This is a genomic window from Achromobacter sp. 1011811831, assembly GCF_059760905.1.
Map to the genome: position 1 here is coordinate 18,781 of NZ_JCBANG010000063.1, position 20,191 is coordinate 38,971.

Below are 20,191 nucleotides of genomic sequence, written 5' to 3' on the forward strand. Positions count from 1 at the left end.
CAGAGGGTCAAAAACAGTTGTCGCGTGATTCAGGAAAGCGCCGGGCCGTCCCAAGTTTTGCCCCCTTGGGGGCCTGGCGCATTACTGCAGGGGGCGCTTCTTAGAAAAATGTTTCCGCGACGTCGATGACGCGGAATTGCTCGTCCACCAGCAGGACCTGGCGCCACTTGTCGAACGTCAGGCAGGGATGGGAGATGTCGAAGGCGATCATGTCGCCGACCTGGATGTCGTCGCCTTCGCCGATCTGCATGAAGGCATGCTGGTCCATCATGGCCGTCAGCTTCCAGTGCGCCGGAGCGGCGCCGGGGGCGGCCTGGCCGGGACGGTAGCGCTGCGCGGGCGTGGGCAGGCCCGCGTCGAAGGCGGCGTCGCGCTTGCCCAGCGCGATGATGGCGCGGCCCGGCTCGGGCAGCGATTGGACGTAGGCCCAGACCTGCAGCGCGGGCTGCAGGCCCGGATCCATCTTGCGGGCCACGGGGTTGTGCGCGTTGATGCGCTCGGCCGCCGAGCGGTAGACGCCCACGTCGTGCGACAGGTAGCAGCCGGGGCGCAGCACCACGTCCAGCGGCGCGCCGATGTCCAGATTCGAGAATTCCTCGGCCACCACGTCGAACCAGGCCGAGCCGGCGCCGGAGATCAGCGCCGGGCCGTTCTTGCGCAGGCGGCCCGCTTCGGCCAGGCCGCGCAGCGCGCCGGTGGCGCGGCGCAGGAAGGCGCGGATGGCCTGTTCTTCCTGCAGCACGCCTTCGTAGACTTCGATGCCGGCCAGGGCCAGCGCGGGCCAGCGGGCGATCTCGTCGGCCACCGCCTGGAACTGCGCGTCGTCGCGCACGCCGGTGCGGCCGCCGGCCGGGCCCAGCTCGATCAGCACGGGCAGCGTCAGGCCCTGTTCGCCGAAGTAGGCGCCCAGATGGGCGGCATTGGCCGGCGAGTCGATGATGCAGAAATAGGTGAAGTCCGGATCCTGGCGCAGGATGCGGGCGATGATGGCCATGTTGGCGCGGCCCACCAGCTGGTTGGCCATCAGCACGCGGCGGATGCCGTGGTTGTGCGCGGCCTGCACCTGGGGCGCGTTCGCCAGCGTGATGCCCCAGGCGCCGCCGTCGATCTGGCGCTGGAACAGGGCCGGGCTCATGGTGGTCTTGCCGTGCGGCGCCAGCTTGACGCGGTAGGCTTCCATGAAGCGCTGCATCCACTGCAGGTTGTGGCGCACGCGGGCTTCGTACAGCACGGCGGCCGGCAGGCTGACGTCCTCGGCCAGCAGGTTCCAGCCCAGGTCCGCCACGCCGGCGGTGGTACAGGAGGCCGGGAAGGCGCCGAGGCCTTTGCCGTTCACGTCCAGGGGGGCTGCGGGGAAGGTGGGGATGCTCATGGCGCTGGCGGGTCTTGGTGGACAGTCTTGGAAAATATTTACGGGAAATCTGTTTTTTTTCATTATCGTGAAAGAAATTTACAAGCGGGAGCTGGGGGTTTCCCTAAGACGCCCGTCTCGGGGCGGAAGGCGCGACAATGGAGGGCCGCGCAGTCGCGCAGGCATCGCCCGCCAGGGCGGTGCCGCCCGGCCGCCACTCCGTTTCGAGGAAAAACCATGCTGAAAGTCGCCTTGGGCCAGTTCGCCGTCAGCCGCGTCTGGGAAGAAAACGCCCAGGTCTGCGAGGACCTGATGCGGCGCGCCCGCGAGGCCGGCGCCGGCCTGTTGATCCTGCCGGAAGGCATCCTGGCCCGCGACATCACCGACCCGCAGATCGTGCTCAAGGCGGCCCAGCCGCTGGACGGCCCCTTCGTGTCCCGCCTGCTCGCCGCCAGCCGGGGCTCGCGGCTGGCCACCATGTTCTGCGTGCACGTGCCCACGGGCGACGGCCGCGTCTGGAACACCCTGGTCACGCTGCGCGACGGCGAGATCATTTCCGAGTACCGCAAGCTGCACCTGTACGACGCCTTCAACATGAAGGAATCGACCAACGTCACGCCGGGCGAGCAGATCCCGCCGCTGCTGGAGATCGACGGCCTGAAAATCGGACTGATGACCTGCTACGACGTGCGCTTCCCGGAAATGGCCCGCCGCCTGGCGCTGGACGGCGCCGACCTGCTGGCGCTGCCGGCGGCCTGGGTGCGCGGTTCGCTCAAGGAAAACCACTGGGAAGTGCTGGTGACGGCGCGGGCGCTGGAAAACACCTGCTACATCGCCGCCACGGGCGAATGCGGCGAGCGCAACATCGGCCGCAGCATGGTGGTGGATCCGCTGGGCGTGGTGACGGCCAGCGCGGGCGAGGGGCCGGCGCTGGTGGTCGCCGAGATCGATCCGGAACGGCTGGCGCACGCGCGCAAGGTGCTGCCGGTGCTGGCCAACCGCCGCTTCGCGGCGCCGGAGCTGACCTGAGCGCTGCCGTAAGCGCGGACGCCGGAGCGCGTCCGGTCCTGGCCGGCTTCGGCCGGCCACTGTGGCATGGCCGCCGTGGTGTAATGCTGTCTTGAAACCCTTGCCTTATTCCCCCATCTGCTGCCAATGAGCAACGATCTCTTCGCGGCCGATCCTGCCCATCGGCCTTACGTGCCCCTGGCCGAGCGCCTGCGTCCGCGCACGCTGGCCGACGTGGTCGGGCAGTCGCACCTGCTGGGCCCGGACAAGCCGCTGCGCGTAGCCTTCGAATCGGGCCGGCCGCATTCCATGATCTTCTGGGGGCCGCCCGGCGTGGGCAAGACCACGCTGGCGCGCCTGATGGCCGATGGCTTCGATGCCCAGTTCATCGCCATTTCCGCCGTGCTGGGCGGCGTCAAGGACATCCGCGACGCCGTTACAGTGGCCCAGGTGGCGCAAGGGCAGGGGCGGCGCACCATCCTGTTCGTGGACGAGGTGCACCGCTTCAACAAGGCGCAGCAGGATGCCTTCCTGCCCTATGTCGAAAGCGGCCTGTTCACCTTCATCGGCGCGACCACCGAGAACCCCTCGTTCGAGGTCAATTCGGCCTTGCTGTCGCGGGCGCGGGTCTACGTGCTGCAATCGCTCACGCCCGAGGAGCTGCAGCTGCTGGTCGATCGCGCCATCGCGGCCTTCAACGACGGCCTGGAGGCCGGCGCCGCCATGCGCGTCGAGCCGGACGCGCGCGAGCAGCTGGCGGCCTGGGCCGACGGCGATGCGCGCCGGCTGATCAGCGCGGTGGAAGTGGTGGCCGAATCGGCCCAGTCCGCCGGACGCGACAGCGTGGACGCGGCCTGGCTGGAAATCGCGCTATCGCAGAACCTGCGGCGTTTCGACAAGGGCGGCGACGCCTTCTACGACCAGATCAGCGCCCTGCACAAGGCGGTGCGCGGCTCCAATCCGGACGCGGCGCTGTACTGGTTCTGCCGCATGATCGATGGCGGCGCCGATCCCAAATACCTGTCGCGCCGGCTGGTGCGCATGGCGGTCGAGGACATCGGCCTGGCCGATCCGCGCGCCACCGACCTGGCCGTCAACGGCGCCGACATCTACGAGCGGCTGGGCTCGCCCGAAGGCGAGCTGGCGCTGGCCCAGGCGGTGGTCTACATGGCCTGCGCCGCCAAGTCCAACGCCGTCTACAACGCCTACAACCAGGCCCGCAAGTTCGCGGCCGAGCACGGTAGCGCGCCGGTGCCCATCCACTTGCGCAATGCGCCGACCAAGCTGATGAAGCAGTTGGGCCATGGCAAGGCCTATCGCTACGCCCACGACGAGCCGCATGGCTACGCCGCCGCCGAGCAGTATTTCCCCGATGGATTGAATCCTTCCTTCTACCGGCCGACCGACCGCGGCCTGGAGGCTAAAATCCAGCAAAAGCTGGCATTCCTGCGCGAGCTGGACGCACAGGAACGCGCCAAGAAACGGTAAGGGGCCGCCGGCCCGCTTGCCCTCCGCAACCTCACCGACATCACCATGCTAGACCCGATACTGCTGCGCAAAGACCTGCAAACCGTCGTCGACCGCCTCAAGACCCGCGGCGTGTCCTTCGACACGGAACGGTTCAACGACCTGGAATCCCGCCGCAAGGCCGTCCAGACCGAGACCGAATCCCTGCAAGCCCGCCGCAACGCGCTGGCCAAGCAGATCGGCCAGCTCAAGGCCAAGGGCGAGGACGCCAGCGCCGTCATGGCCGAGTCCCAGGCCGTGCCGGTGCGCCTGAAGCAGCTGGAAGAAGAGCTGGCCGCGCTGCAGCAGCCGCTGAACGAGCTACTCATGTCGGTGCCCAACCTGCCGCACGCCAGCGCGCCGCTGGGCGAGTCGGCCGACGACAACGTCGAAGTGCGCCGCTGGCTGCCGGCCGCCGCCGGCCCCGACGGCAATCCGCAGCCGCTGGCCTTCGAAGCGCGCGACCACGTCGCCGTGGGCGAGCCGCTGGGCCTGGATTTCGACATGGCCGCCAAGCTGTCCGGCGCGCGCTTCTCGTTCATGCGCGGCCCGATCGCCCGCCTGCACCGCGCGCTGGCCCAGTTCATGCTGGACCTGCAGACCGGCACGCACGGCTACACCGAGTGCTACACGCCCTATATCGTCAATGCCTCGACGCTGTATGGCACGGGCCAGCTGCCCAAGTTCAAGGACGACATGTTCGCCGTGTCCAAGGGCGGCGGCGATGACGATCCCAAGGTCGACGACCAGGGCAAGCCATATGTGCGCGAGGACCAGTACCTGATCTCGACCTCCGAGATCACGCTGACCAGCGTGGCGCGCGATGCCATCCTGGCTGCCGCCGAGCTGCCGCTCAAGCTCACCGCCCATACGCCGTGCTTCCGTTCCGAGGCGGGCAGCGGCGGCCGCGACACGCGCGGCATGATCCGCCAGCACCAGTTCGACAAGGTCGAGATGGTGCAGATCACCGCGCCCGACCAGTCCTACGAGGCGCTGGAAGACATGGTCGGCCATGCCGAGCGCGTGTTGCAGTTGCTCGAATTGCCGTACCGCGTGGTGCTGCTGTGCACCGGCGACATGGGTTTCGGCGCGGCCAAGACCTACGACCTGGAAGTGTGGCTGCCGGCGCAGAACACCTGGCGCGAGATTTCCTCGGTGTCCAACTGCGAGACCTTCCAGGCCCGCCGCATGCAGGCGCGCTTCCGCAACGCCCAGGGCAAGCCCGAGTACGTGCATACGCTGAACGGTTCCGGCCTGGCCGTGGGCCGCGCGCTGGTGGCCGTGCTGGAAAACCACCAGCAGCCGGACGGCAGCGTGCTCGTGCCCAAGGCGCTGCAGCCCTACATGGGCGGCCTGACGGTGCTCAAGCCCTGAGCGCGGGCGGCTGACGCCAGCCTCCTGCGTCCGGCCATCGTCCGGACGCAGGGAAAAATGACGGACTCCCTCGGGAGTCCGTTTTTTTTATGCTCGGAACACGGGCCCGGTTTTGTTCACCCATATGGGCTTGTGCGATATGCGTGCCAGCCATATTCCTGTCGCTTTTGCCGATTAATCTGCGCGGATAAGTGCTTGGTTCAAATGTTAATAATTGTGTAATCCGATATAAGGGCCGGATAGTTGCGGCACAATACGCAGGCGTATACACGCATCATTCACTTATAAATAACAAAGGAGTTATCCATGACTTCAAGAATGATTGGAGATTTTCGCGTGAGATGCTCGGTGACTCAGGAAGAGAGCCAGGGCTACCGCGTGCAGATCTGGACCCGCCGCATTGGCGGCAGCGCGCCGGAAAAATGCTGGACGGTGCCCGGACAGGAGCCGTTCGCGACCTTGGACGAAGCGGAGCAGGAAAGCCGCAGTCTGTTCGAGGAAATCAACGGTGTGCGTTTCAACGGTGAACCGGAGTTTGCTCATGCGTCCGCATAATGGTTGGTGGCGGGCGTCGAGCGCACCCCGCCGGTGGATCGATCTGGTCCAGGAGCCGTCGCGTTGGGAAGGCGGCAAGGTTCAGCAGGCGCCTATGGCGAAGCCGGCCGCTGCCGGCAAGCCGCTACAGGTTCCCGCTGCCTGATTCGCCTATATCGTCGGGCGACCGGACATCGCCCCGACCCCTGGCGCATCAGCTTACGAACGGCGCGCCTGCGCTGCTCGAAAAAAAGGCCACTCGAATGAGTGGCCTTTTGCTTGGCTGCGCGCCGGATCAGCGGCGGTGGCCGTGACCGTGACCCCAGCCGCCATGACGGTAGTAGCCGCCGCGGTCATGCCAGTAGCGGCCGCCGCCGCGGTAGTACACCGGCGCGGGATAGATGACGGGCGGCGCGACATAGACGGGCGCCGGGCGGTAGTAGACGGGCGGGGGCGGCGCGTAGACGGGCGCCGGCGCCACGTACACGGGCGGGGGCGGCGCCACGTAGACCGGAGCGGCCGGGTAGACGACGCCCGGTACGCCGATGGATATGCCCACGTCCACGCGAGCCATGGCCGCGCTGGATATCACCAGGCCGGCGGCGGTCGCGCCAGCGATAAGCCATTTGTTCATGTTGCACCTGCCCGCTGCGTGATGCAGCAAAGTTGAGTAGTTGTCGACGCTATTTTCCCGCCTTTCATCGTGGAATTGGTAAGCGCCCCCGGCGCAATGGCGACAATACGCAACTGTCCCCCTGCGTCACGGCATGGCGACGCTGCATTGCGGCATCCGCTTTCCGCTCTGGTAAACCCGGGGCTGAAATCGACTGAAATGCGACGGAATTCCGCTGATTTCCGCCATGGAGTTACAGGCGGTCACCATCTGGGGGGAGGGCGTGGCGCGGTCGCGACGGCATGCGCGGATCGCGCGCTCAGTTTTCCTGCCGTCCGTCCTGCCGGCGGCGGAATTCCACCACCCAGACCCAGGGGTTGGCCGCCCAGGCATGGGTGCCGTAGCGTTCGCACCAATTGAGCGCGAAGGCGGTCTGCAGGGGCACGCCAGGCAGCAACGACGATGAATGATAGAGCGCCAACGTGCCCTCGGCGCGGGCGTCGGCTTCGGACAGGCTTTGCAGGCGCTGGATGCGCACGCCCACGACGACCGCGCTGGCGAAGGGCGTGCCCGATTCGTCGGCAAGCTGGATACTTTCGCCGGACTTGCCGTAGGGGCAGCTGATCCAGGAGGAGGTCTTGCGCAGTTCGGCCGATCCGTTGCGGGACGGTCCCATGGCCACCCATTTGCCGGAGTCCGATGCGTCGGCATACCAGATCGTGGTGGGCTGGGTGGGCTGGGGTTTGACGATGCGTCGCGTCTGTACCTTGTAGCCGTCCAGAATCGCTTGCTTGAGAGGCTCGCTGAATTGGAGTGCCTGCCGTTTCATACGTTTGTTTTTTCCCTCGCAATCAACGCTGGTGTGCGAATGGCGCCGCCGCCGGGCGTTCCGTATCGCGCGTCGGGCGCGTCTCGGCCGGGGCACGCAAAGAGTATGCCGCCTGACGCGTCCGGTGTCAGGCGCGTTGCGACATTTTTTATCTTTGACTTGGGATCATGGGGTATTCGCGGGCTTGTTTGTATACTGGGTCCATGAACACAAACCTGCACAATCTCAAGCCCGGTTACTACTGGTACACCATGGCCAATGATCCGCTGGCCGTTATCCACATCCACGACGACGGCGGCGCCACGCTCATGGGCACCGATTACCGTCTGACGCCCGAAGGCGTGGCCGACATGCTCCGCCAGGGCGAGCGTTTCGTCTGGATCGAACCGCCCCAGGCCTGATCCGGCTGGCCGGCGGCGCGTGCCGCCGGCGGGATATTCCCCAATGACCGATTTGCTGCTGAAGAATGTCCGCGCGCCGGATGGCCGGCGCGTGGATGTCGCGATTCGGCAGGGCCGCATCGCGGCCCTGGGCGAGAACGTCGGCTCGGCGCCCGAATGGCGCGCGCTGCCCGTGGAAGAGGGCGGCGGCGCCTTGCTGCTGCCCGGCCTGGTCGAGGGCCATGCCCACCTGGACAAGACCACCTGGGGATCGCCCTGGTACGTCAACGATGTGGGTTCGGCGCTGACGGACCGCATCGACAATGAACGCGCCTGGCGGGCCGCCAGCGGCCACGGCGCCCGCGCGCATTCGCAGGCGCTGGCGCTGGCCTTCCTGCGGCTGGGCACGACGCGCATCCGCACCCACGTGGACGTGGATACCGAAGCGGGTTTGCGGCACCTGGACGGCGTGCTGGCCACGCGCGAGGCGCTCGCGGGCCGCGTCGACATCCAGATCGTGGCCTTTCCGCAGTCCGGCCTGCTGATCCGGCCGGGCACGGCGGAGCTGCTGGATCGCGCGCTGGCGGCGGGCGCCGATGTGCTTGGCGGACTGGATCCCTGTGCCATCGATCGCGATCCGGCGCGTTCCCTGGATCTGCTTTTCGATCTGGCCGAGCGCCACGGCAAGCCGCTGGACATACATTTGCACGAGCCCGGCGAGCTGGGCGCCTTCACGCTCGACCTGATGCTGGACCGCTGCCAGGCGCTGGGCATGGCCGGCCGGCTCGTGGTCAGCCACGCGTTCTGCCTGGGCGCCCTGGACGCGCGCCGGCTGGATGGATTGCTGGCGCGTCTGGCCGCGCTGGACGTGGCGCTGCTCACCACCGCGCCGCCGTCGCGGCCGGTGCCGTCCGTGCGCGCCTGTCGCGAGGCGGGCGTGACGATCTTCGGCGGCAACGACGGCATACGCGACACCTGGTCGCCCTATGGCGAACCCGACATGCTGGCGCGCGCCATGCTGATCGGGATGCGCAACGACCTGCGCCGCGACGAGGAAATCGGCTGGGCCCTGGAATGCGTGACGACCTCCGCCGCGCGCGCCTGCGGCTTCGCCGATTACGGCCTGACGCCGGGCGCGCGGGCCGACCTGGTGCTGGTGGACGCGAGCTGCGCGGCCGAGGCCGTGGCGCAGCGCGCGCCGCGCAGGCTGGTGCTGACAGGCGGCATCGTGGCTGCCCGCTACGGGCAGGACGCCGCCAGCTGAAATGGCGGCGCGCGGGCCTCAGGTCGCGACCGCCGGCAGCCCGCTCATGCCCGGGCGCCAGCCCAGCGCCGCGCGGGCCCGCGCCGTGCTCACTTCCGATTCGTCCTCGGCGATATTGAACACGCCGCCGCCATGGCGCAGCGCCAGCAGCGCCGCCCAGGCGGCGTCTTCCACATGCAGCGCGTTCGCCGCGGGCCGGGTCGTGGCGCCGGTGCCGGGACCATACAGCCGGCCGTAGCGCAGCACCGTGCCCGTGATGCCGGGCGCGCCCAGCACCTGCCGTTCCAGTGAAACGACGCCCATCACGCTGACGCGCCGGTCGCCCTGGGCGTCCAGGTCCAGCGCTTGCTCCTCGTCGCAGGGCCGGACGGCCTGCGGCGCATAAATCCAGTCGATGCTCTGGGCCACCAGCGTTTCGCTGCCGGCGGCCAGCGCCGCCGCGACCAGATTGCGCGTGCCTTCGTCGCGGATGCGCGCATTGCGCCGCGCGGCCTCGCCGGCGCGGGCGGGGTCGCCCAGCAGCGCCAGGTCGGTCAGCTGGTGCATAACATGGCGCGGCCGGATGCGGGCCAGCGTGGCCTGCAAGGCGGCGGCATCGAACACATCCACCACGACGGACGTCGCGCCGGCGGCTTCGAGGGACGCGCAACGATCGGCGCTGCGGGTGGCGCCATGCACCTCGTAGCCGGCCGCGCGCAGCAGGGGAATCAGCGCCGTGCCGATGGCGCCCGTGGCGCCCGCCAGGAAAATTCGGTCTTGCATTGCGATGGCTCCATTGGATCCGTTGTTCATGCTGGCAGAATAGGGCTACGATGGCTCAGTTGAAAGAGCCATATCTGTACAAGAATACTGGTCCATGAAAGCCCCTCCCCATACTCCGCTGCCGGATCTGGAACGTCTCCAGGGCGAGCCCTTGTACCGCCAGATCTACCGGCGCTTTCGCGATGCCATCGAGCAGGGCCTGCTGGCGCCGGGCGATCGGGTGGCGTCGGCGCGCAGCCTGGCCAGCGAACTGGGCGTGGCGCGCGGCACGGTGGACCTGGCCTACAGCCAGCTCATGGGCGAGGGCTATTTCCTGGCCAGGGGCCAGGCCGGCACGGTGGTGTCGCCGCGCCTGCCGGCCGCGGCGCGGATGCCCCGCCGGCCGGCGCAGGCCGCCGTGGCGCCGGCGCCTGGCGCTGCGGCCATGCATGGCTTTGACGCCGCGCCGCCGCCGTTCCAGCTGGGCATGCCGGCGCTGGATGCCTTTCCGCGCAAGCAATGGCTGCGGCTGGCAGCCAGGAGGTTGCGCGCCCTGAATCCGGCCGACATGGCTTACGGCGATCCGGCCGGCTACTGGCCCTTGCGCCAGGCGATCGCGGCCTATCTGTCGGTCTCGCGCGGCGCGGCCTGCGAACCGGGGCAGGTCTTCGTCACGGCGGGCCATCGGGCCAGCCTTGCCTTGCTGGCGCGCGCGCTGCTGGCGCCCGGCGACGCGGTCTGGGTGGAAGAGCCGGGTTTCGCGCCGCCCTGCGAGGTCCTGGAGCGCCACGGCTGCCGTCTCGTGCCGGTGCCTGTGGATGGAGAAGGCCTGATCGTGGAGGCCGGACGCCAGCGGGCGCCGCGAGCGCGCATGGCGCTGGTCACGCCGTCGCACCAGGCGCCGCTGGGCGTCTCCATGAGCCTGGCCCGACGCGCCGAGCTGCTGGGCTGGGCGGCTCAGGCCGGCGCCTGGGTGGTCGAGGACGACTACGATGGGGAATACCACTACGCCGGCCCGCCGTTGCCGGCGCTCAAGAGCCTGGACGCGCACGACCGCGTCATCTACACGGGCAGCTTCTCGAAGGTGCTTTACCCCGGGCTGGCGCTGGCCTACCTGGTGGCGCCCGCGCCGCTGGTCCAGGCCTGCGGACAGGCGGCGGCCGCCTGGTCCAACGGCAGTCCCAAGCTGATCCAGGCCATCGTCGCCGATTTCATGGCCGAAGGGCATTTTTCCCGCCATCTCAAGAAGATGCGCCAGTTGTACGGCCGCCGCCGGCGCCTGCTGGCGGCGGCGCTGCGGCAGGCCTTCGGCGAGGGGGCAGAGATCGAACTGGCGCAGGGCGGCATGCACCTCATCGTCCGGCTGCCAGGATATGGCGATGATGCCGAGCAGGCGCGGCGCGCCCAGGCGGCGGGCTTGAACGCCCAGCCGCTGTCGGCGCGCTATGCCGGGGAAGCGGCGCGTCAGGGACTGTTGTTGGGATTCACGAATCTGGCCTCCGAGGATGAGACATTATTGCGTGTGCGTCAGTTAAAACGCGCGCTTGACGTATAAAGCGTGTAAAAGCCTAAAACCTCGCCGCAGAAGCGAACTCCTGAGACCCGCCCCGATGCCGCGCAAGTATGTGATCGGAATTGCCGTGTTGCTGGCCGCAGCGGGCGCCTTCCTGCCGATCGGCTTCGCGCTGCAAATGTCATGGTCGCGCGCGGTGGCGCTGGAGCAGCAGAGCCTGGACAACCAGGCGCAGCGCATCCTCCAGTACACGCAAGGCATGCTGGACCAGACGGTGGAAGTGCTGCACCGGCTGAACGCCATGCGGATCGATCCCTGTTCGCCGCAGCACGTGCGGATGATGCAGACCTTGTCGCTGCAGGAACGTTCCATCGATGAGCTGGCCTACGTCGCGGACGGCTACGTGCGCTGCACCAGCTGGGGCATACCGGAAGATCAGGCGCGGCTTGAGCCGTCGCATCTGCACCTGAAGAACGGCGCCGCGCTGCGGCTGGACGCCGTGCCGGTGGTGAGTCCGGGCCTGCGCATGGTGGCGGTGCGCCACGGCGACTACAGCGCGCTGATCGAGCCCGGCCGGTTCATCCAGCTGACGCCGGCCGACGGCGTGCAGATGGCGCTGGTGCTGCCGGGTTCGGGCATGCTGGGCAGCCACAACCATCCCGACCTCATGCTGGTGGCGCAGGCGCTCAATGGCGGCAAGCTCGACGTGGAAGAGGACTACCTGAGCGCCGTCGCACGCGGTGACGACATCGCCGTGGTCCTGCTCGAGCCCGCGAGCGAGGCCTTGAGTTCCCTGCGGCGCGAACGCAACCTCTGGCTGCCGATGGGCGGCATGACCGCGTTGGTCATGATCGGCCTGGTGTGCTGGCTGTCGCGCCGGCGCCTGTCGCTGGCGGGCGAGCTGGCCACCGCGGTCAGCCGGCGCGAGCTGGCGGTGCACTACCAGCCCATCATCGACCTGCGTTCGGGCCGCTGCGTGGGCGCCGAGGCGCTGGTGCGCTGGCAACGGCCCGGCGGCAAGCAGATGCGGCCGGACGTGTTCATCGCCATCGCCGAGGAAAACGGCATCCTGCCGCGCATCACGGCCGAGGTGTTCCGGCTGGTGATCCGGGACATGGAGGAGCTGCTCGCCGTCGACCGTGGCGTGCATATCTCGGTCAACCTGGGCGCCAGCGACATGAAGGACGGCGAAGTGCTGCGGGTGCTCGAGCGCATGCTGCTGCACACGTCCATCGAGCCGCGCCAGATCTGGCTAGAAGCCACCGAACGCGGTTTCATGGATGTGGACACGGCCGGTCCCGTCATCGCCGAGGCGCGCCGGCTGGGTCACGCCGTGGCCATCGACGACTTCGGCACGGGCTATTCCAGCCTGGCCTACCTGCAGCGCCTGCCGCTCGATTCGTTGAAGATCGACAAGACCTTCGTCGATGCCATCGGCACCGATTCGGCCACGCACAAGGTCACCGAGCACATCATCGGCATGGCCCGGTCGCTCAATCTGCTGACCGTGGCCGAAGGCATCGAGCGCCAGGACCAGGCCGACTATCTCAAGGCGCGCGAAGTCGATTTCGGCCAGGGCTGGCTCTATGGCAAGCCCATGCCGGCGGTCGAGTTCATCAAGTACTACCTGCGCAACGTGGAGAGCACGCCGCCGCCGCAACGCATGCCGGGCGAAGGCGCGCCGCTGGCGGCCTGAGCCGGCCGCTTCCCGCTTGCGGGATGTCAAGGCGGGCGTCCCGCAACGGCGGGAGACTTCCTGGCCGGCCGCCGCGCCGGCCGTGCAAAGCCTGGAGCTTGAGTCAAAACCTTCTCCATTTCCCGCGATGCCGGCCGGATCGCCGCTGCTAGCATTTCCTGGACCATTGCGGAAATCCACGAACTCGAACGCTCCGCTGGCGCATTTACCGATACATCGACTCTTATCTTGGGGCGGATTTTCCTGACGGCCGGCGGCCTGGTGCCGGCGGGAAAACCGGGGAAGCTATGAAAAACCTGAAATTGGGAACCCGCCTGGCCGGCGGTTTCTCCGTCTTGCTCGCCATGATCATCATCATGTGCGTGGTCGGCCTGCTGGGGCTGGCTGAAATCAACCGCTCGGTGGAAACCGTCACGCAGCGCTCGCTGGTGAAGGAACGGCTGGTCAACGACTGGGCCCGCAACATCCATTCCGGCGTGACCCGCACCACGGCGATCGCCAAGAGCGCCGACGCCAGCCTGGCGACTTTCTTCGCCGACGAGGCGGCCGCGTCCACGCGCAATTCCTCGCAGCTGCAGCAGCAGATCGAACCCTTGATCGAAAGCCCCGAGGAAAAAGAGCTGTGGGCCGGCATCGCCAAGGCGCGCCAGGCCTACCTGAGCACGCGCGATACCATCTTCAAGGCCAAGAAGGACGGCGACGTGGCCACCGCCGAGCGCGTATTCGCCCAGGAATTCCTGCCGGCGACGCGGCAGTTCATCGACCTGATCTCGAAACTGTCCAGCGTGCAGCGCGCCGATATCGACGCCCGCGCCGAGGATATCCAGGGCGAATATGCCAGCGCCAACCTGTGGATGATCGTGATCGGCGCCATCGGCCTGCTCAGCGGGCTGTTGCTGGCGGTGCTGCTGACCCGCAGCATCACGCATCCGCTGTCGGACGCGCTGGCCGTGGCGCGCACCGTGGCGGCCAATGACCTGACCAGCAACATCGCCGTGCGCTCGCGCGACGAGATCGGCCAGCTGATGCGGGCCTTGCAGACGATGAACGGCAACCTGGCCGCCACGGTCGCCCGGATCCGCGCCGGCGTGGACAACATCGCCTCGGCCTCGGGCCAGATCGCCGCCGGCAACACCGACCTGTCGTCGCGCACCGAGCAGCAGGCCGCGTCGCTGGAACAGACGGCGGCGTCCATGGAAGAGCTGTCCTCCACCGTCAAGCAGAACGCCGACAGCGCGCGCCAGGCCAACCAGCTGGCGGCGGCGGCGTCGGACACGGCGTCGCGCGGCGGCGCCACGGTCTCGGAAGTGGTGGGCGCCATGAGCGCGATCTCGGCCAGCTCGGTGAAGATCGCCGACATCGTGTCGGTGATCGACGGCATTGCCTTCCAGACCAACATCCTGGCGCTGAACGCGGCCGTGGAAGCGGCGCGCGCGGGCGAGCAGGGCAAGGGTTTTGCCGTGGTCGCCGCCGAGGTCCGCACGCTGGCGCAGCGCAGCGCGCAGGCGGCAAAGGAGATCAAGGGCCTGATCGAGGACACCGTCGGCAAGATCGGCCAGGGCTCGGACAGCGCCCAGCGCGCCGGCGCCACCATGCAGGACATTGTGGCTTCGGTGCAGCGCGTGACCGACATCATGGGCGAGATCGCCGCCGCTTCGGCCGAGCAGGCCGACGGCATCGAGCAGGTCAACCGCGCGGTGTCGCAGATGGACGAGGTCACGCAGCAGAACGCCGCGCTGGTGGAAGAAGCCGCCGCCGCGGCCGGCTCCATGCAGGACCAGGCCGCCGACCTGAAGCGCGCCGTCAGCGCCTTCCGCCTGCCGGGCGGCGGCCAGGTGGTGGATGTGGAGGGCGATGCGTCCGCCGCGCTGTCGCAGGCTTCGGCCTTGCGGCTGTCCGCGTCCTGAGCGGCAAGCGCCGGCGCTAGTCCGCCTTCGTCCCGGCCGGCCAGCGCAACACGAAGCGCGCGCCGCCCAGCGGGCTGGCGCAGGCTTCGATGCTGCCATTGTGGCTGGCCGCCACCCGCTTGACGATCGCCAGCCCCAGGCCCGCGCCGCCGGTGCCGCGGTCGCGGCTGTCGTCCAGGCGCATGAAGGGCTCGAAGACGTTCTCCCGTTCAGCCGCCGGGATGCCGGGCCCGTCGTCGTCGACGAGGAGCTGGAAGCCGCCCTCGGGGCAGGCGGTGACCGAGACGTACACATGCCCGTCGGCATAGCGCACGGCGTTCTGCACCAGGTTCAGCAGCGCGCGGCTCATGTAGCGCGGATGCAGGTCGATGTGGTCCGGGTAGCCTTCCTGGATGTGGCATTGCACGTTGCGGGCCTCGGCCTGGAAGGCGACCAGTGCCAGCGCTTCCTTCAGCCAGTCGAGCGTGTCCACGGTCTCGAGCTTGACGGACTCCTCGGCGGGCCGTTCCAGGCGGGCGTAGACCAGCAGCTCGGCCACCATGCCCTGCAGTTCCTCGATGTCCGCGTGCATGTCCTGGATGATCAGGCCGCGCTTGGGCGCGGCCTCTTCGCGCGCCAGCAGGTCGAGTTCGAAGGACAGCCGCGCCAGCGGCGTGCGCAGTTCGTGGGAAACAGCGTTGGTCATGCTGCGCTGGTTCTCGATCAGCGCCGAGATTCGCGAGGCCATCTGATTGAAGGTTTCGCCGATGTGGCGGATGCCGGCGATGCGCGAGAGCCGCACGCGTATGCCCAGGTCGCCCTGGCCCATGCGCAGCGCGGCGTTGCGCAGCGCGTCCATGTCGCGCCAGACCGGCAGCGCCCACAGCAGCAGCAGCGTGGCCGTCAGCAGCAGGCTCAGCACGATCCAGGCGCCCCAGGTCAGCGCCTTGTCCATCGGGTCATCGCCCGGCAGCTTCACTTCCAGCCATTGCCGGGGCTCGCCGGGCAGCGGCATGACGACGGTCTCGAAGTCGTCGCGCATCAGGAAGCCGGCGGTGTCGATCTGGCGGAATTCGTTCTCGGTGGGCTGGACCTGGGCGTCCGCCAGCAGCCGCAGCTCCAGGCCGTAGTGGGGCAGGACCTGCTGCAGCAGGAAAGTGGCGCGGTCGGCGGGGGCGACGGGGTCCAGGTCCTTGTGCAGCGCGTACACCTGGCCGCGCATGGTGCGCACGGCCAGGTCTTCGACCATGGGCTCGACCAGATAGCCCAGGCCGCGGTTCACGATCTGGTACGCGACGGCGAAGCTGATGACGGCGACGACGAAGACGCGGAGGATGAATTTAAGCATCGGCGACGCGGAGCCGTGGGGGGCTCCGGAGTTGGGCGCATGGAGTGCGCCGCCGTATTTTATGTTGAATTCGCCCGCCGGCCAGGCGCGGGCCGCCCCGGCCAGCCGCGCGCGGCTAGGATCCCGTGGCGGCATCCTGGCCCGCGACCGGCTCCTCGAACAGATACCGCCGGCGCCGGTCGTGCGCCGTGCTCATGTCGTCGGCGACGAAGCTGGCCGCGTCCGCGCCGGGAATCCGTTGGTCGCGGAAGTAGACGGCCTCGTCCTGGCGCGCGTAGTCGGAGTCGGCCAGCACTTCGAATCTTGCCGGATCGGCTTGCGCAATCCGTTTTTCGCAGTGATAGACGTGGACGCCGTCCGTCCAGAAGAACACGCCCATGAGCTTGACGGCGCGGGGCGTCACGCCGTGGAGGGGTTCGCCGTTGAGCCAGACTTGCTGTTCGTCGTCGCTGAGGATGGCATCTGGCAGGATGTGCGTGATTCGGAAGCGTGCCGGATCCGCGTCCTGCAGAATCCGCAGGACCGGATGGGAATGGATGCCGTTCATCTCGCGGCGCAGCAGGTAGACGCGCCTGTCGTCCGCGTACAGATCGTGGCCGACATGGCGCAACGTGGCGGCATCGGGTTGGCGCCGGACTGCCTGTCCGCGATGGAAGATCCGCCCGTTGTTGAGGCTCAGCGCGCCCAGGTCCGTCGTCATGCCGGGAAGCGCGCCCTCCAGGCGGAGCAGGCCCTGGGCCGCCTGGACATAGACGGATTCGCCATCTTCGAACAGGCTGTCTTTCAGATGGGCGAACGACTGGCCCAGCACCCGCGTGGGGCGCAGGTATTCGTAGTCGTAGGCCTTTTCCCACGTGGGGATGCCGCCCTGCGAGGCGATGCCGCCCAGGACGCGCTCGACATTGGCGGGGGTATTGCCGCCTAGCGGGTAGTTCGCCTCGTCCGGCACGTTCCCGCCATCGGGATAGTCCATGCATGCGACGGCCCACACGGTATCGCCGCAACGCAGTATCGGCTCGCCGTCGGAGCCGAACGGCCGCCAGCCTTGCATGGCGGTTCCGGGTTCAAGCGGCTGCACGGGCACGGCGCCCACCATGGGCCGGTGGTACCAGACCTGGCGTCCATCCGTGTAGAACGCCGAGTCCATGGCATTGGCGGGCGTGACCCGTCGGAAAGTCAGGGGGGCGGCGTCTTGCACCGGCGCGTCGCCAGGCCAGCGATAGACGCGCTCGCCGTCTGTCCAGAAGCAGCTGTCGTAGCGGTGGGGCGCTTGCGGGCTGGCCTGCAGCGCGCCCAGCGCCAGCTGCTTCTTCAGGGCGCGGGCCAGGGGAGGGAACAGCGCGGCCATGAGCCTGCCCGGGTCGCCCAGGTTGTCCTGGCTGATCCAGTCGTCGAACCACGCGGGCGCGGCCGGCGCATGCGCCGGAGCGGGCAGGACGCGCGCGGACTTCTTGCCGATCTCGAGCCAGAGCAGATCGGCGCCGGCGTCGAACAGGCGGACGAGCGACGGTTGCCTTGCCGTGTAGGCGTCCGCCAATCCGCGCAGCAAGGCGCAGAGAAAAAGCGCGGACGCCAGGACGCCGGCCTCGTCGCCATACTGGAAGCACGCCGCGAACCGGAGCGCATGCGCCTGCTCGTCGTGCTGGCAGTGCAGATGCCCATCTCCCCGGCCGAAACTGTCCACGCAGTAGCTGACCAGCGCATCGGCGACGCTGGGTTCCTCGGGCGCGGCCTGCTCGGTGATGCCAGGAGCGCCAAGGCTGACAGGCTCCGGCCAGTCATCGAATGCCGCGGCGGACAGGGGCGCGGACTTCAGCCATCGGCGCAACGCCGGGGCGCTGATGTCGATATCGGCGACGATGAAAAGCGGTTCAGCCATTGCTTCACGGTCCTCTGCGGATGAGCGGGTCGTCGGCCTGACGGCCTGGCACATGCTAGCAGGGGGTGTGGGTTGGGCAAGCGGCGCCAGGGCGGGAGATGGCGGCGCGATGCGCGAACCAAAGAAAAAGCCCCCTGACGAGTCAGGGGGCTTTCAAATACTGGCGGAGAGGGTGGGATTCGAACCCACGGTACGGGGATACCGTACGCCTGATTTCGAGTCAGGTACATTCGACCACTCTGCCACCTCTCCGTGGCTGGGTTCCGTAACGGCGGTTGTCCTGGTTTTTGCTTTTCCCTTTTCCTACCCAAGCTTCGGGTTTGATAAGGGGGGTTGAAACCCCAGGCTTTCCGCGATTAGATCCCTGGTCGGAAGGATCTACGTTGTCGGAGCAGCGAAGCCCGCAATTATACATAGATTTTTTGGTTTGTGTAGCCCCTTCGAAAATCGAGGGCGCAGTTTGGGAAAAGACGGCGTCCTGGCCGTGCGCGTGGCGTCTTGTCGCCCAGGCAAGGCGGGTCTTGCCGGGCGCGGCTACACTTGACGCCTCGCTTCACCGTCCGCCTCTCGCGCCAGATCACAGGAGAATTCCCATGCTCAAAGGAAAAGTCGCAGTCGTCACCGGTTCCACCAGCGGCATCGGCCTCGGCATCGCCAGCGCGCTCGCCCAGCAGGGCGCCGATATCGTCCTGAACGGCTTCGGCGACGCCGCCGAGATCGAGAAGATCCGCGCCGGGTTGGCCAGCCAGCATGGCGTGCGCGTCGTGTACGACGGCGCCGACCTGTCCAAGGGCGAGGCCGTGCGCGGCCTGATCGACAACGCGGTGCGCCAGCTCGGCCGCATCGACATCCTGGTCAACAACGCCGGCATCCAGCACACCGCGCCGATCGAGGACTTCCCGGTCGAGAAGTGGGACGCCATCATCGCGCTGAACCTGTCGGCCGTGTTCCACGGCACCGCCGCCGCGCTGCCGCATATGAAGAAGCAGGGCTTCGGCCGCATCATCAACATTGCCTCGGCCCACGGGCTGGTGGCCTCGGCCTACAAGTCCGCCTATGTCGCCGCCAAGCACGGCGTGGTCGGCTTCACCAAGGTCACCGCGCTGGAAACCGCCGGCCAGGGCATCACGGCCAACGCCATTTGCCCGGGCTGGGTACGCACCCCGCTGGTCGAGAAGCAGATCACCGCGCTGGCCGAGAAGAACGGCGTGGACCAGGAAGCCGCCGCCCGCGAGCTGCTCAGCGAGAAGCAGCCCTCGCTGCAATTCGTCACGCCGGAACAGCTGGGAGGCACCGCTGTCTTTCTGGCTTCCGACGCCGCCGCGCAGATCACCGGCACCACTATTTCCGTCGACGGCGGCTGGACCGCGCGCTGACATCAGGTAGGAACCCTCACTCATGCTGTTTTTGCTTTCCCCCGCCAAGAAACTGGACTATGACTCGCCGCTGCACGTCGAGACGCATACCCAGCCCCTGTTCGTCGACCAGGCCGCCGGCCTGATCAAGGTGCTCAAGACCAAGTCGGCCGACGACATCTCCGCGCTGATGAGCCTGAGCGCGGCGTTGTCCGAGCTCAATGTGCAGCGCTACGCCAGCTGGAAGCGCAGCTTCACCCAGGCCAACTCGCGCCAGGCGGTGCTGGCCTTCAATGGCGATGTGTACGAAGGGCTGGACGCGTCCTCGCTGTCGGCCAAGCAGCTGGACTGGGCGCAGGAGCACGTGGCCATCCTCAGCGGCCTGTACGGCGTGCTGCGTCCGCTGGACCTGATGCAGCCCTACCGCCTGGAAATGGGCACGCGCCTGGAAACGCCCAAGGGCAAGACGCTGTATGACTACTGGGGCAGTTCGATCGCGCAGTACCTGAACGAACGCCAGGAAGGCCAGAAGTCGCCGGTCATCGTCAACCTGGCGTCCGAGGAATACTTCAAGTCCGTGGACCTGAAGGCGCTCAAGGCGCGCGTGGTGCAGTGCGTGTTCCAGGACTGGAAGAACGGCGCCTGGAAGATCATCAGCTTCCACGCCAAGCGGGCGCGCGGCCTGATGGCGCGCTATGCCATCCAGCACAAGGTCGCCAAGCCCGAAGGGCTGCAGGGCTTCGATCTTGAAGGCTATGCCTACGACGCGTCGGCCTCGTCTGTCGACAAGCTGGTGTTCCGGCGCAAGCTCTGAGCTTCTGGCTTGCTGCAATGAAAATGGCCGCCTTCAGGGCGGCCATTTTCTTGTGGCGTCGCGATATCGGCGCGGCGGCGCCGCCCGCTCAGGCCGGCGC

17 protein-coding genes and 1 tRNA gene are annotated in these 20,191 nt (G+C 67.9%); 11 read left to right on the forward strand and 7 right to left on the reverse strand.

The features are described 5' to 3' along the window. Positions 1 to 100 precede the first annotated feature (100 nt). Positions 101 to 1,372, reverse strand: a complete 1,272-nt coding sequence (locus AC6LJ9_RS21115) for an amino acid deaminase (RefSeq protein ID WP_498149091.1) — start codon at positions 1,370 to 1,372, stop codon at positions 101 to 103. Between the two features lie 216 nt (positions 1,373 to 1,588). On the opposite strand from AC6LJ9_RS21115, the gene AC6LJ9_RS21120 reads away from it, so the two are divergent. The 4 genes from AC6LJ9_RS21120 (at position 1,589) to AC6LJ9_RS21135 (ending at position 5,794) form a co-directional block, all read left to right on the forward strand. After that, positions 1,589 to 2,380, forward strand: a complete 792-nt coding sequence (locus tag AC6LJ9_RS21120; RefSeq protein WP_498149092.1) for a deaminated glutathione amidase — start codon at positions 1,589 to 1,591, stop codon at positions 2,378 to 2,380. A gap of 126 nt (positions 2,381 to 2,506) precedes the next feature. After that, entirely contained in the window at positions 2,507 to 3,847 is a 1,341-nt protein-coding gene (locus AC6LJ9_RS21125; RefSeq protein WP_212314443.1) for a replication-associated recombination protein A, read from the forward strand. A gap of 45 nt (positions 3,848 to 3,892) precedes the next feature. Then, entirely contained in the window at positions 3,893 to 5,239 is a 1,347-nt protein-coding gene (serS, locus tag AC6LJ9_RS21130; RefSeq protein ID WP_212314441.1) for a serine--tRNA ligase, read from the forward strand. Between the two features lie 306 nt (positions 5,240 to 5,545). Continuing rightward, positions 5,546 to 5,794, forward strand: a complete 249-nt coding sequence (locus AC6LJ9_RS21135; protein ID WP_212314439.1) for a hypothetical protein — start codon at positions 5,546 to 5,548, stop codon at positions 5,792 to 5,794. A gap of 274 nt (positions 5,795 to 6,068) precedes the next feature. On the opposite strand, the gene AC6LJ9_RS21140 is transcribed toward AC6LJ9_RS21135, so the two are convergent. Both AC6LJ9_RS21140 and AC6LJ9_RS21145 read right to left on the reverse strand, forming a co-directional pair. Beyond that, the gene (locus tag AC6LJ9_RS21140) at positions 6,069 to 6,407 is read right to left on the reverse strand and encodes a virulence factor (RefSeq protein WP_498149093.1); all 339 of its coding nucleotides are present in this window, start codon (positions 6,405 to 6,407) and stop codon (positions 6,069 to 6,071) included. A 298-nt stretch (positions 6,408 to 6,705) separates the two neighbouring features. After that, positions 6,706 to 7,215 (reverse strand): ASCH domain-containing protein, encoded by a 510-nt coding sequence (locus tag AC6LJ9_RS21145; RefSeq protein WP_498149094.1) that lies wholly within the window; start codon positions 7,213 to 7,215, stop codon positions 6,706 to 6,708. Between the two features lie 203 nt (positions 7,216 to 7,418). Here AC6LJ9_RS21145 and AC6LJ9_RS21150 point away from each other — a divergent pair, with 203 nt between their 5' ends. Together AC6LJ9_RS21150 and AC6LJ9_RS21155 are read left to right on the forward strand one after the other, a co-directional pair. Further along, positions 7,419 to 7,616 carry a hypothetical protein gene (locus AC6LJ9_RS21150; RefSeq protein WP_212322720.1) on the forward strand — a complete coding sequence of 66 codons (198 nt, stop codon included), beginning with the start codon at positions 7,419 to 7,421 and terminating at the stop codon, positions 7,614 to 7,616. A gap of 43 nt (positions 7,617 to 7,659) precedes the next feature. Further along, positions 7,660 to 8,859, forward strand: a complete 1,200-nt coding sequence (locus AC6LJ9_RS21155) for an amidohydrolase family protein (RefSeq protein ID WP_498149095.1) — start codon at positions 7,660 to 7,662, stop codon at positions 8,857 to 8,859. A gap of 18 nt (positions 8,860 to 8,877) precedes the next feature. On the opposite strand, the gene AC6LJ9_RS21160 is transcribed toward AC6LJ9_RS21155, so the two are convergent. Further along, positions 8,878 to 9,621, reverse strand: coding sequence for an NAD-dependent epimerase/dehydratase family protein (locus tag AC6LJ9_RS21160; RefSeq protein ID WP_498149096.1), 744 nt, complete (start codon positions 9,619 to 9,621; stop codon positions 8,878 to 8,880). Positions 9,622 to 9,715: 94 nt separating this feature from the next. Here AC6LJ9_RS21160 and pdxR point away from each other — a divergent pair, with 94 nt between their 5' ends. The 3 genes from pdxR (at position 9,716) to AC6LJ9_RS21175 (ending at position 14,716) form a co-directional block, all read left to right on the forward strand. Beyond that, on the forward strand, positions 9,716 to 11,155 hold the full coding sequence (gene pdxR, locus AC6LJ9_RS21165; protein ID WP_498149097.1) for a MocR-like pyridoxine biosynthesis transcription factor PdxR: 1,440 nt from the start codon (positions 9,716 to 9,718) through the stop codon (positions 11,153 to 11,155). A gap of 55 nt (positions 11,156 to 11,210) precedes the next feature. Continuing rightward, a complete protein-coding gene (locus AC6LJ9_RS21170) occupies positions 11,211 to 12,809 on the forward strand; it encodes an EAL domain-containing protein (protein WP_498149098.1) in 1,599 nt (532 codons plus the stop codon). Positions 12,810 to 13,096: 287 nt separating this feature from the next. Further along, positions 13,097 to 14,716, forward strand: a complete 1,620-nt coding sequence (locus AC6LJ9_RS21175; RefSeq protein ID WP_498149099.1) for a methyl-accepting chemotaxis protein — start codon at positions 13,097 to 13,099, stop codon at positions 14,714 to 14,716. A 16-nt stretch (positions 14,717 to 14,732) separates the two neighbouring features. On the opposite strand, the gene AC6LJ9_RS21180 is transcribed toward AC6LJ9_RS21175, so the two are convergent. The 3 genes from AC6LJ9_RS21180 to AC6LJ9_RS21190 all read right to left on the reverse strand — a co-directional run bounded on the left by AC6LJ9_RS21180 (position 14,733) and on the right by AC6LJ9_RS21190 (position 18,174). Further along, positions 14,733 to 16,043 carry an ATP-binding protein gene (locus tag AC6LJ9_RS21180; RefSeq protein WP_498149100.1) on the reverse strand — a complete coding sequence of 437 codons (1,311 nt, stop codon included), beginning with the start codon at positions 16,041 to 16,043 and terminating at the stop codon, positions 14,733 to 14,735. Positions 16,044 to 16,158: 115 nt separating this feature from the next. Next, positions 16,159 to 17,922, reverse strand: coding sequence for a DKNYY domain-containing protein (locus tag AC6LJ9_RS21185; RefSeq protein ID WP_498149101.1), 1,764 nt, complete (start codon positions 17,920 to 17,922; stop codon positions 16,159 to 16,161). A gap of 161 nt (positions 17,923 to 18,083) precedes the next feature. After that, positions 18,084 to 18,174: transfer RNA gene (locus AC6LJ9_RS21190), tRNA-Ser, on the reverse strand. Between the two features lie 341 nt (positions 18,175 to 18,515). On the opposite strand from AC6LJ9_RS21190, the gene AC6LJ9_RS21195 reads away from it, so the two are divergent. Both AC6LJ9_RS21195 and yaaA read left to right on the forward strand, forming a co-directional pair. After that, complete coding sequence (locus AC6LJ9_RS21195) at positions 18,516 to 19,298, forward strand: 3-hydroxybutyrate dehydrogenase (RefSeq protein ID WP_498149102.1); 783 nt, start codon at positions 18,516 to 18,518, stop codon at positions 19,296 to 19,298. Positions 19,299 to 19,320: 22 nt separating this feature from the next. Next, positions 19,321 to 20,091 carry a peroxide stress protein YaaA gene (yaaA, locus tag AC6LJ9_RS21200; RefSeq protein ID WP_498149103.1) on the forward strand — a complete coding sequence of 257 codons (771 nt, stop codon included), beginning with the start codon at positions 19,321 to 19,323 and terminating at the stop codon, positions 20,089 to 20,091. Positions 20,092 to 20,191 lie beyond the last annotated feature (100 nt).